The 12,522-nt window shown below is 62.6% G+C and carries 9 protein-coding genes; 4 read left to right on the top strand and 5 right to left on the bottom strand.

Annotated elements, in window-relative coordinates; genetic code table 11:
• Nucleotides 1–122 precede the first annotated feature (122 nt).
• The 5 genes from B7449_RS08250 to tkt all read right to left on the bottom strand — a co-directional run bounded on the left by B7449_RS08250 (nucleotide 123) and on the right by tkt (nucleotide 8,835).
• Nucleotides 123–959 carry a Cof-type HAD-IIB family hydrolase gene (locus B7449_RS08250; RefSeq protein ID WP_082084810.1) on the bottom strand — a complete coding sequence of 279 codons (837 nt, stop codon included), beginning with the start codon at nucleotides 957–959 and terminating at the stop codon, nucleotides 123–125.
• Nucleotides 956–2,485, bottom strand: coding sequence for a glucose-6-phosphate dehydrogenase (zwf, locus tag B7449_RS08255; RefSeq protein ID WP_039734502.1), 1,530 nt, complete (start codon nucleotides 2,483–2,485; stop codon nucleotides 956–958). Before zwf ends, B7449_RS08250 begins: the two co-directional genes overlap by 4 nt.
• A gap of 150 nt (nucleotides 2,486–2,635) precedes the next feature.
• Nucleotides 2,636–3,634: a phosphogluconate dehydrogenase (NAD(+)-dependent, decarboxylating) gene (gene gnd, locus B7449_RS08260; protein WP_039734510.1), complete on the bottom strand. Its 999-nt coding sequence runs from the start codon at nucleotides 3,632–3,634 to the stop codon at nucleotides 2,636–2,638.
• Nucleotides 3,635–3,752: 118 nt separating this feature from the next.
• On the bottom strand, nucleotides 3,753–6,611 hold the full coding sequence (locus tag B7449_RS08265; protein WP_039734501.1) for a bifunctional transaldolase/phosoglucose isomerase: 2,859 nt from the start codon (nucleotides 6,609–6,611) through the stop codon (nucleotides 3,753–3,755).
• Between the two features lie 112 nt (nucleotides 6,612–6,723).
• Nucleotides 6,724–8,835, bottom strand: coding sequence for a transketolase (gene tkt, locus B7449_RS08270; RefSeq protein ID WP_039734499.1), 2,112 nt, complete (start codon nucleotides 8,833–8,835; stop codon nucleotides 6,724–6,726).
• 374 nt (nucleotides 8,836–9,209) lie between these two features.
• Here tkt and B7449_RS08275 point away from each other — a divergent pair, with 374 nt between their 5' ends.
• The 4 genes from B7449_RS08275 (at nucleotide 9,210) to B7449_RS08290 (ending at nucleotide 12,470) form a co-directional block, all read left to right on the top strand.
• Entirely contained in the window at nucleotides 9,210–10,235 is a 1,026-nt protein-coding gene (locus B7449_RS08275) for an MBL fold metallo-hydrolase (protein ID WP_039734498.1), read from the top strand.
• A 102-nt stretch (nucleotides 10,236–10,337) separates the two neighbouring features.
• Nucleotides 10,338–10,886 (top strand): ankyrin repeat domain-containing protein, encoded by a 549-nt coding sequence (locus B7449_RS08280; protein ID WP_039734497.1) that lies wholly within the window; start codon nucleotides 10,338–10,340, stop codon nucleotides 10,884–10,886.
• Nucleotides 10,887–10,985: 99 nt separating this feature from the next.
• Nucleotides 10,986–12,056, top strand: coding sequence for a histidinol-phosphate transaminase (gene hisC / locus B7449_RS08285; RefSeq protein ID WP_039734496.1), 1,071 nt, complete (start codon nucleotides 10,986–10,988; stop codon nucleotides 12,054–12,056).
• A gap of 135 nt (nucleotides 12,057–12,191) precedes the next feature.
• Nucleotides 12,192–12,470 (top strand): hypothetical protein, encoded by a 279-nt coding sequence (locus B7449_RS08290; protein ID WP_010514135.1) that lies wholly within the window; start codon nucleotides 12,192–12,194, stop codon nucleotides 12,468–12,470.
• The last annotated feature ends 52 nt before the right edge of the window (nucleotides 12,471–12,522 follow it).

Here is a 12,522-nt window from a genome sequence, read left to right on the forward strand (position 1 = left end):
GTCAGGATCTTGTCCTTCGTGACCAGCGTGCCGTCCACATCGGCCAGCACCAGCCTGATCTGGCTGGCCGGTGTTGCTGCTGCGTCCTGGGGCATGTTGCCTCTCCCTTCTGTGCCACGCGCCTATGCGCGGGGCAGTACAAAACTTTCCATGGCAAAAGCCCACCCGTCATCCGTATTGGGTCGCGTCACGAAACGGGCATGGGCCTTCACATTGTCGGGCGCGTTGCCCATGGCGATGCTGACCCCGGCTTCCTTCAGCATGGGAATGTCGTTGTTCATATCCCCGATACACGCCGTATTCCGGATATCAATATCCAGCAGTTTTGCCAGTTCTTTTGCCGCATAGCCCTTGTTCGCCTGCGGATGCGTAATATCAAGGTAAATGGGCGACGAACGATGTACGCTCGCCTTGCCAGCCAGCAGGTCCGCAAGCGCGCGTTCCACCTCCGGCAGGGTGGCGGGATCGGTCGATACCCCCATGATCTTGCCGACATGTTCATAATGCCCGTCAAAATCATCCACCCGTACCGGGATGGTCTGCACCACGTCACGTTCATGACGGACCTGGGGCGTATCATCGCGGCGCACCAGCCAGTCATGGTCGATGTACAGCCACGGCTCGACCCCATGGGCGATCAGGAATTCAACCGCCGCCCGAGCCGCTGCCGGGTCAAGGGACAACCGTTCGCGGATCGTACCATCGGGATCGCAGATCAGCCCGCCATTCAGCCCGGCAATGGGGGTATCGATACGCAGTTCGCGGACAAACTGCATCATGCCACGGGGCGCGCGGCTGCTGACAAGGCTGAGCCTGATGCCAGCAGCCCGCACGTCATCCGCCGCGCGACGGGCAGCCGGGGTCAGCGCGCGGTCCGGTGTGATCAGGGTTCCGTCAATATCGGATACGACAAGGTGGACGCCGCCTGCGGGGGCAACGGGGGAGGTCATGGGCATCATCCAATCTTCAGCCAGTGGCGGTGGTCGCGGGCCAGCAGGGCGTCGGCCGCTTCCGGCCCCTCGCTGCCGGCTGCGTAGAAATCAAGGCTCCGCGCATCCTGTCCCCAGTCCAGAACCGGCTGCACGGCGCGCCATCCGGCCTCGATATTATCCGCACGCTGGAACAGGGTGGCATCACCGATCATGCAGTCATAGATCAGGGTCTCGTAACCCGTGCTGGGCCCTTCGCTGAACCATTCGGCATAATCGAATTTCATCCGCACCCCGCCCAGCCGCACGGACGGACCGGGGATCTTGGCGGAAAACTGCATGGTCACACCTTCCGTCGGCTGGATATGGATGACCATGATGTTGGGGGCCAGCTTTTCCACCGGTGTGTCGCGGAACAGCGCATAGGGCGCAGATTTGAAATGTATGGCGATTTCGGTCTTGCGCGCGGCCAGCCGCTTGCCCGTGCGCACATAGAACGGCACCCCGGCCCAGCGCCAGTTATCAATCTGGAACTTCATCGCCATATAGGTTTCGGTCAGGGAATGGGGATCAACGCCGGGTTCCTGCCGGTAGCCGGGCACGTCCTTCCCATTGACCACGCCGGGGGCGTACTGCCCGCGCACGACGTCCTGCGGCGAAAGGGGATGGATCGCGTCCAGCACCTTGGTCTTTTCATTGCGCACCGCATCGGCATCAAAGGAAATGGGCGCTTCCATCGCCGTCATGGCCAGAAGCTGCATGACGTGGTTGGGCACCATGTCGCGCAGGGCGCCGGTGCCTTCGTAAAACTTCGCACGCTGTTCCACGCCTACCGTCTCGGCAGCGGTGATCTGCACATGGTCGATGTTCTGGCGGTTCCACAGGGGTTCAAAAAAACCGTTGGAAAAACGCAGCGCCAGAATGTTCTGGACCGTTTCCTTACCAAGGTAGTGGTCGATGCGGTAAATCTGCTGTTCCGTCAGGGTATGCAGCAGCCGTTCATTCAGCGCCACGGCGGAAGGCAGGTCGTTGCCAAAAGGCTTTTCGACAATGACGCGGCGGAAGGTGTGGCGTCCTTCGCGCACCAGTCCCGCCTCCCCCAGCCTGTCCACGATGGGGCCAAAGAAACGGGCGGCCACGGCAAGGTAGAAGATGCAGTTCCGATCGCCCACCACCGTGGCGATGTCCTGATACGTCTGCATGGTTTCAAAATCGCCGCGCACGTAACGGATGCGCGGTTTCATCCATGTCCAGACGTCCTCGCGCAGTGTCACGGCTTCAGCACCCCGCCGGGCGGCGAAATCCTCCAGCGCCGCACGGACATTGAGCTGCAGCTGCGCATCGGTCAGTTCGGCGCGGTCAACCGCCACGACGCTGAACCCGTCATCCAGCAGCCCCGCACAGGCAAGATTGTAAATGGCAGGCAGCAGAAGACGGCGCGTCAGGTCGCCTCCCCCACCGAAAATGACAAATGATCCCGGCGGGCTGCGCCGTGGGGCGGTTTCATGCCCGGTGTCGCCAACCTGTGATACCGCCGAGGCAATGATGTTTTCCATTATACTGCTGTCCCTGGACTGTTTCCGCCTGTCTTCCTTCCCCGGCTGTTCCGGTTGCAGTCATTAAGCGCTGTCGTTTTTTCCAGAAACAGCCGGGACCCGGAATGCGTAGCATCCCGGCGTCCCGTCAGTTACCAACCGCGTGTCAGGTCAGTTATTCGTACCCTCAATGTGACCGCCAAAACCGAAGCGCATGGCAGACAGCATCTTTTCGGCAAAGTTGTTGCCCGTGCGCGAACGGAAGCGCGTGAACAGCGACGCGGTGATGACAGGCACCGGCACCGCTTCCTCGATCGCGGCCTCGATGGTCCAGCGGCCTTCGCCGGAATCGGCCACGTCGCCCTTGTAGTTCGACAGGTCGGGGTTGCCCGCAAGCGCGCTTGCCGACAGGTCCAGCAGCCACGATGACACCACGCTGCCACGACGCCAGACTTCGGCGATGTCGGGCATGTTCAGCTCGAAACGCTGGTCTTCGGGCAGGTCGGTCGAATTCTTGGACTTCATCACGTCAAAGCCTTCGGCGAAGGCCTGCATGATCCCGTATTCAATGCCGTTATGGACCATTTTCACGAAATGGCCCGAGCCTGCGGGACCGCAATGCAGGTAACCCTGCTCGGCACGCGGATCGAAACCGGGCTTGTCACGGCCCGGCGTGCGCGGGATGTCGCCAATCCCCGGCGCCAGGGCGGACAGGATGGGGTCGATGTAATCGGTCGCGTCCTTGGTGCCGCCGTACATCATGCAGTACCCACGTTCCAGCCCCCACACGCCGCCCGACGTGCCGACATCGACGTAGTGAATGCCCTTTTTCATCAGTTGCTCGGCGCGGCGGATATCGTCCTTGTAAAACGAATTGCCGCCGTCGATCACGATATCGCCCTTGTCCATGAGCGTCCCGAGTTCCTGCACGGCCTCTTCCGTCACCTCGCCCGCAGGCAGCATGAGCCAGATAACCTTGCGGCCTGCAAGCTTGCCCACCATGTCTTTCAGCCCGGTGGCAGGGGTGCAGCGATTGTCTTTACCCTGCGCGCAGACCTTGGCGGTCACGGCAGGATCACGGTCAAAGGCCACCACGTCATGACCGTGGCGGGTCAGGCGGATGGAAATGTTACCGCCCATCTTGCCAAGGCCAACAATACCGATTTGCATGATCAAACACTCCTAGAAGATGGGATAGGGCCATAGTCCTACCGCCATCGTGGCCATTTCCCAATGACACCCATCAAAAAACCCGCCCCTTCGTCAGAGGGGGCGGGCCAGCATGCGGTCAGACCGCGCGGGCAATATCCTGCCCAAGTTTTTCAAGACCGGCCTTCAGTTCACCATGAATGTGAACACGCAGCACCCGGCGGCCACGTTCGGCCAGCACTTCCATATCGCCACGGGCCTGCGCTTCCTTGACGATGCTGAAGGTATATTTTTCACCCGGCACCGGCAGGTTGACTTCATCATCACATGTGATCTGCAGGAACACGCCCGTGTCGGGCCCACCCTTGTAGGCCTGCCCGGTTGAATGCTGGAAACGGGGTCCGAATTCGGCAGCCGTCGCCAGCTTCAGCGCGTCACGCAGGTCAAGGCGTACCTTCTGGATCCAGTCACGCGTCCATGTATCGCGGTCGATATAGGCCAGCAGGGCAATGTAATCGCCTGCCTTCCCACGGGCGAAATGCGCCTTCAGGATCGCTTCCGCCGTCCTGCCGCCACCCAGCGCCGAAGCGTTTTTCGGATCGGCGTAGAAAGCGAACGGGCCGTCCTTGGCAAACGGCTCGTAGGGCGGCAGCTGGCCGGTTTCGTTATAGGCCGTGGTGATCTTCTTGGTTTCGATCTTCGATTCCTCGACATCGGGCTGGTTGAACGGGTTGATCCCGATCACCGCACCCGCGACGGCGGTCGCGAATTCCCAGCGGAAGAATTCCTCCAGCACCTGACGGCGTTCATGCAGTTCGATGGTGACGACCGGCTCACCCGCTTCGGCCAGTGCAGCGAAGGCCGCGTCCTGCTTCGGGCAGGGATCTTCAGCCAGGCGCAGATAGGCAAACACCCGGTCCGTGCCATACACGCCCGGCTTGCCGATGGTTTCATCATCAATGGGGATCAGACCCTTGCCGTCCTTGCCGGTCGATTCCGCAATCAGCTGTTCCAGCCATGCACCCATGTCGTAAATACCGGGCGATGCGATGATGGTCACCTTGTCACGACCGAAATCGCGCGCGGCCACACCCAGCACGGCGCCCAGCACCACGCCGGGGTTCTGCGCGGGCGGGACCGAGGCAGCACAGGATTTCTCGCCACGCTGTGCCGATTCCAGCAGCAGTTTCAGCGGCAGGCCGGCAACGGCTGCCGGCACCATGCCGAAATCGGACAGGACGGAGTACCGGCCACCGATCTGCTTTTCACCGTAGAAGATTTTCCAGAATCCGTCCTTCTTCGCCACATCTTCCATGTGCGAACCCGGATCGGTCACGGTGATGAAGTGCGAACCAGCCCTGTCGCCCAGTACCTTTTTCGCCTGATCGAAGAAATAGGCCTTGAGGATGTTCGGCTCCAGCGTGCCGCCGGACTTGGAAGATACGATGAACAGCGTCTTGCTGATATCGATCTTCTTTTCAAAATCACGCACCTGCTGCGGGTCCGTGCTGTCGAGCACGTACAGGTGCGGGAAACCTTCATGCCTGCCGAATGTCTGTGCCAGCACTTCGGGCCCGAGGCTGGAGCCACCCATGCCGAGCAGCAGCGCATCGCGGAAACCGCGTGCCTTCACTTCCGCCTGGAAATCCTCGAACTTCGACAGGGCAGCAACCTGGTCATCGGTGATGTCCAGCCATTTCAGCCAGCTTGCCTCATCCTTGCCGGTCCACAGGGTTGCATCCTTGTCCCATATGCGGCGGACATTGCCCTTCCTGCGCCATGTCTCCAGTTCCGCATCGACCGCTTTCTGCAGGTCGGCTGGCAGCCTGAGCGCGGTGGAGGTGACCTTCTTGCCAAGGAATGCCGCCTGCTTGGCCGCAACCGACCCCAGCAGGTCATCAAACGCATCGGCGAAGGAGGCAACGCCCTCATCCACCAGTACCTTCGTCACGCCATCAAGGTCGAGGCCAAGCCGCCGGGCTTCCGCCAGGACCTTCTTCGCGCCCTCGATATCCTGCGTCAGGGTCGGGGCGACCTTGCCGTGATCACGGAAGGCGTCGAACGTCGCGGGCGGGATGGTGTTGACGGTTTCGGGGCCGATCAGGCCGTCCACATACAGCACGTCGCTAAAGGACTTGTCCTTCGTGCCCGTGCTGGCCCACAGCAGGCGCTGCGGCTGGGCGCCGGCATCGGCCAGCTTTTTCCAGCGCGGGCTGGCCGTAACTTCCTTCCAGTGTTCGTACGCCATCTTGGCATTGGCGATCGCGACCTTGCCGCGCAGCGCCTTCAGCGCCGCGCTTTCCTTGTCACCCTTCGCCACGCGGGCGTCGATTTCCTTGTCGATCTTCACATCGATGCGGCTGACGAAGAAGGACGCGACACTGGCGATGTTCTTTACGCTCTCACCACGGCCAAGACGGTCTTCCAGCCCGGTGATGTAGGCTTCCAGCACCTTCTTGTACGCATCGTTCGAGAACAGCAGGGTAACGTTGATGCTCAGTCCTTCGGCAATGGCGGCGCGCACGGCGGGCACGCCTTCCTCGGTGCCGGGAATCTTGATCATGAGGTTGCAGGCATCGACCGCTTTCCACAGGCGCAACGCCTCGTGCAGCGTGCCCTTGGTGTCACGCGCCAGATAGGGCGAAACCTCAAGGCTGACATAGCCATCCACGGCCTTTGTCTGTTCATAGACGGGATACAGCACCTTCGCCGCGGCGCGGATGTCGTCCACGGCCAGCAGTTCGTACAGCGCGCCCGCGTCAAGAACCTGATGGGCCAGCACCGAACGGATCTGGGCATCGTAATCCGTGCCCTGACCCATGGCTTTCTGGAAAATGGCGGGATTGGAGGTCACGCCCTTCAGCCCGTCTTCATCCACCAGCTTCTTCAGGCTGCCATTTTCGGTATAGGAGCGCTGGATAAAGTCCAGCCACGGGGACTGACCATAGCGGGCCAGTTCCTTTAACGGATTTTCGCCACCAGATTCACGCGCACTCATGCTGTGCTTCCTTTGCTTGCCAGCAGCGCGGGAAAGCCCCACGCCGCCAATACTGCTTCTTCAAAAAACAGGGCAGGCGGAACGCCATGTCCCGCCTGCCCGTCCATTGCGCCTATTTGCCCGCCTGCCTGCGGGCCGCGGCCACCACGGCGTCAACCGTGAACCCGAATTTGACCTCCAGCTGCCCCGCCGGGGCGGAAGCGCCAAAGCCGTGCATGACGATCGTCTCCCCCGCAAGGCCGGTATACCGGTCCCAGCCAAGCCCTGCTGCCTGTTCCACCGCAACGCGCGCGGTGACGTCGGGCGGCAGCACGCTGTCGCGATAGGATTTGGGCTGCGCTTCGAACAGGTCCCACGACGGCATGGAGACAAGACGCACCTTGATGCCATCCGCCTTCAGCTTTTCCGCCGCCCTGATGATCAGCCCGACTTCGCTACCCGTTGCCATAAGGATGACATCGGGACGCCCGTCAGCATCTGCAAGGACATAGGCCCCTTTTGCCAGCCCTGTTGCGGGCGCATAGGTCTTGCGGCAGATGGTGGGCAGGTTCTGGCGGCTCAGCGCCAGCACGCTGGGGCGATCCGTGATCCGGACCAGCGTCCGCCAGGCTTCTGCCACCTCGTTCGCGTCAGCCGGGCGCAGCACGGTCACGCCGGGAGTGGCGCGCAGCTGGGCCAGCTGTTCGATGGGCTGGTGGGTCGGGCCATCTTCCCCCACCCCGATCGAATCGTGGGTAAAGATATAGGTCACCGGCAGCTTCATCAGCGACGACAGCCGGATCGGCGGCTTCATGTAATCCGAAAAGATCAGGAAGCCCGAGCAGTAGGCCCGGATGCCATACAGCGCCAGGCCATTGCTGATCGACCCCATCGCATGTTCGCGCACGCCAAAATGCAGGTTGCGCCCGCCATAGGTCCCGCCCCACTGCGGCGGCTGGAAATCACCCGCGCCATCGAACGTCAGGTGCGTCTTGGTGGACGGCGACAGGTCGGCCGAACCGCCGATCATCCACGGATAGTTCTTCGCGATTTCGTTCAGGACCTTGCCCGAGCTTGCGCGTGAGGCGATGCCCTTCGCATCCGCGTCGAAGACCGGGATATCCCTGTCCCATCCTTCGGGCAGCGTCCCCGCGAAGATGTGATCCAGCTGTGCGGCCTCGGCCGGATATTTGGCGCGGTAGGCGGCGAACAGTTCGTCCCACGCCCTGGACGCGGCAGCGCCACGGGTGGCGATTCCCGCCTGGAAATGTTCGGCCACGCCATCGGGCACGTAGAAGTCCCTGTCTTCCGGCCAGCCATAGAATTTCTTGGTCTCGCGGATTTCCTCCGCGCCCAGCGGCGAGCCATGCGCTTCCGCCGTCCCGGCAAGGTGCGGCGCGCCCCAGCCGATGATGGAATGGACGATGATCAGCGTGGGCCGTGACGTTTCGGCCTTCGCTTCGGCCAGCAGGCGGCGGAAATCGCCCGTGTCGTTGGCGTCCTTCAGTTCCAGCACATGCCAGCCATAGGCCTCGAAGCGCCTGTGCACGTTTTCGGTAAAGGCGATTCTGGTCGAGCCCTCGATGGAGATATGATTGCTGTCATAGATCCATGTCAGGTTGCCCAGCTTCAGGTGCCCCGCAATGGACGCGGCCTCGCTGGCGACGCCTTCCATGTTGTCGCCATCACCACACATTGTATAGATATGGTGATCGAACAGCTTGAATCCGGGCCGGTTATAGCGCTCGGCCAGCCATTTTTCCGCGATCGCCATACCAACGGAATTGCCGCAGCCCTGACCCAGCGGGCCGGTCGTGGTCTCGACGCCTGCGGTATGGTGATATTCGGGATGGCCGGGGGTGAGCGAGTCCAGCTGGCGGAACTGCTCAAGATCCTCCAGCGTCAGCGCGGGACGGTCATTGCTGACCCCGCCGGGGCGTATATCGCGGATACCGGCCAGATAGATCAGCGAATACAGCAGCATGGACGCGTGGCCGATCGACAGCACGAAACGGTCGCGGTTGGGCCATAGCGGATTGGCCGGGTCGTAGTTCAGCACATCGCGCCACAGCGTATAGCCGACGGGGGCAAGCGCCATGGGTGTGCCGGGGTGGCCGGAATTGGCTTTCTGCACCGCGTCCATGGACAGTGTGCGGATTGTGTTGATGCACAGCGTATCGATATTGGTGGGCATTGCGCCACCTCCTTCAGGTGCCATCAGGGGGGATGTAGTCAGGGAACGCATGAGAGACCGGCCTCCTTACAGCCATGGTCGTTGTCCTGATCGGGCCGGGCCTGTTGCCTGAACACGACAACCTTTCTTGTTTTTCTTTCCACACCACCAGCATCCGGCCCACCCGGCGGCGGACAGCGCGGGACGCAGGGAAAAAGGCTTTTTACGGCACGCACCTTCTCACGACCTTCGGGACGGAACAAGCCATCTCATCAAGCCGTTACCACGTCCCGGCCAGCAGGGACCGTGCCTTGCCATTGCCCTATAGCAGCGCGTGGCATCCCGCACGGTTGCCCCACGTCACGCATACGGGACGGAATTTGACATGCGGCCCGACCTTCCCCACCAGATCAGGGGTCGCGCCCGTTGGCCGATGGAGACCACGCATGCCCCAGCTACCCGCCAGCGATCACACGGATGGCACCCGCTTTTTCAATCCCCCCGCCATCCGCCCCGACGCCACGCCGCCGGGGCGGATGCGGCGCCTGTCCATCCTGAAATGGCAGTGGAACCGACCGAAATCGGACTGGCCCGCATGGATCGGGAACCCGCCACCAAAAGGCGACCCACATACCCGGCCTGCGGCGGGAACGGTGCAGGTAACGTTTATCGGGCACAGTACGTTCCTCATTCGTCTGCCCCGCCCTGATGGCACGGCGCTGAGCATCCTGACCGATCCCATCTTCTCCCTGCGCTGCTCGCCCTTTTCCTTCATGGGGCCCAGGCGGGTGCGCGCGCCGGGACGGGCACTGGCCGACCTGCCGCGCATTGACGTGGTACTGGTGTCCCATGCGCATTACGACCACATGGACCTGCCCACCCTGCGCGCGCTGGCACGGCGGGGGGATGACCCGCTGGTGATCACGCCGCTGTGCAACGCCCGATTCATGCGCAGGACCGGGCTGCGGCGCATCATGGAACTGGACTGGTGGCAGTCCGTGGCCATACCGGGCCTGCAGGTGACCTGCACCCCTGCCCGCCATGGCGCGGCCCGCACCCCGTTCGACCGGAACAGAAGCCTGTGGGGCGGGTTCATGCTGCGTGACGGGGCGGGGCACCGGCTGTTCTTTGCCGGCGACACCGCGCATGGGCGGCACTGGGGGCTGATCCGCGAACGGCTGGGAGCACCGGACATCGCACTTCTGCCCATCGGGGCGTATGACCCGCGTGCGCTCATGGCAGGCGTGCATGCCACCCCCGAGGAAGCAGTGGCGGGCCTGCGCCAGCTTGGGGCGAAGCATGGCATCGGCATGCATTTCGGCACGTTCCGCCTGACGGATGAACCCATGGATGAACCCGTGCGCAGACTGGCCCGCGCCGTGCAGGAGAGCGGCCTGCCCCCCGATACGATGGGCGTCATGGACCACGGGGAATGCCGCGACATTGCATGGCGGCAACCCGATGATGCGTGATTGCCCGATGTTCTTTTCAGCCGAACCGTCCTATGATCCGCCGCATCTGACGGGACCGGCCCCCGCCCCCGTTTTCCGCAACCCGACCCGCGAGGCAGGCACATGAGCAAGACAATCGCCAGCGGCGACCCCGCCGCCGCCGCACCCGAATCCTTCAGCAACGCGGAAATCGAGACCCTGTTCCTGTCCGCCGCCCGTGATGGACAGACAGACCTGGTCAGCGAATTCCTGAACGCGGGCATCAACCCCGATACCCGCAATGACAAAGGCTACACCGCGCTGATCCTGGCGGCCTATAATGGCCATGCCGGGACCGTGCGCGCCCTGCTGGAAGGTGGGGCCAACCCCAACCTACAGGACGCCAAGGGGGCGACCGCGCTGGCCGGTGTGGCGTTCAAGGGCGACCTGCCCTGTGCGCGCGTGCTGGTGGAACATGGGGCTGCGATTGACGTGCCCAATTTTGTCGGCCGCACGCCGCTGATCTTTGCGGTCATGTTCAACCGGGACCCCATGGTGACCTTCCTGCTGGATCATGGCGCCAACCCCGACCTGCGTGATGGCGAGGGGATCAGCGCGCGCATCTTTGCCACCCGCCAGGGCAATACCGCCCTGCTGTCCGCCATGAACCGCCCGGCACCAGCCGGCGACTGATCCTTTCCTTTCCTTTTCTTTACTCCCGCGCGCCCGTGCCCGCCCCGGGGACGGGCGCGCGTCTGTTTTCATGACCCTGACAATCTGGAATTCACCCTGATGAGCCGTTTCTGGAGCCCTGTCGTCCATACCCTGACCCCCTATGTGCCAGGGGAACAGCCCAGACTGGCCAACCTGATCAAGCTGAATACCAACGAATGTCCGTATGGCCCGTCGCCAAAGGTGCTGGAGGCCATTCGCGCCGCCACCAACGACACGCTGCGCCTGTATCCCGACCCCACGGCGCAGGCGCTGTGCGCCGCGATCGCACGCGCGCATGATGTCCCGGTTGACCATGTTTTTGTAGGCAATGGATCGGACGAGGTGCTGGCCCATACCTTTCAGGGGCTGCTCAACCACGAAGACCCCCTGCTGTTTCCTGATATTACCTACAGCTTCTATCCCGTGTACTGCGGGCTGTATGGCATAAGGCATGAGACGGTGCCGCTGGATGACGCCATGCGCATCGACGCCGCCGCCTATCGCAGGCCATGCGGCGGCATCATCATCCCCAACCCCAACGCCCCCACCGGAATTGCCCTGGGGCTGGACGCCATCCGCACCGTGCTGGAGGACCACCCCGACGCGGTAGTGGTCGTGGATGAAGCCTATGTCGACTTCGGTGCGGAGACGGCAATTGCGCTGGTGGCGCAGTACCCCAACCTGCTGGTCGTGCGTACCCTGTCCAAGTCCAGTGCGCTGGCGGGGCTACGGGTTGGATACGCCATCGGGCAGCCCGACCTGATCGCAGCCCTGACCCGCGTAAAGGACAGTTTCAATTCCTATCCGCTGGACCGTCTGGCGCAGGCAGGCGCCATCGCCGCGATCGAGGATCGGGAATGGCTTGCAAACACCCGTGAGAAAATCATAAACTCCCGGAACAGGCTGACCGACAGCTTGGGAAAGATGGGGTTCGAGATCCTGCCATCACAGGCAAATTTCATATTTGCCCGGCACCCGGACCGTGACGCCGCGTATCTTGCCGCCGCCCTGAGGGAACGGGCGATCATCGTGCGTCATTTCCGGACCCCGCGCATTGCACAGTGGCTACGCATCACCATTGGTACCGATGCCGAATGTCAGGCCCTGATATCGGGTCTGGCCGATGTGCTGGCGCTGAACGGGGGTTAAGTCCCCCGGTTCATCACGTACCTGCGCCTGCCCAACCTGCCATGACCGCAGGCGGGGGACAGTGCGTGCTGTCCGTCTTTCCACATTCCGGTTAACAACCCATTTCCTGGACCCGAGGTCCACAGGACACCTATCATGCGCGCATTCCACGGACAGATGTCCGACAACCAGCCGATCCGCCGCACGCTTGCTGAAAAACAGAAACAGCTGCGCGACCTGCGTGAAACGCTGGCCACCATGAAATCGCATACTTCCCCCGCCCTGCGCGAAAGCGTGCAGAAACGCATCCGCCAGCTGGAAAGCGAAGTCAGCGCCGCCCCTGCCCTGAAAACAAACGAACGACGCACCACAGGCAGCCCGAATGGCACGGATCGCCCGCGCAGCCCGCGCCGTCGTCCCGAACGCAGTATCTGACAGAACGAAAAAGGCCGGCCCCATCGGGTGCCGGCCTTTTTCATATCATGCC

The sequence above is a fragment of the Komagataeibacter intermedius TF2 genome (genome assembly GCF_000964425.1).
Taxonomy (GTDB): Bacteria; Pseudomonadota; Alphaproteobacteria; order Acetobacterales; family Acetobacteraceae; genus Komagataeibacter; species Komagataeibacter intermedius.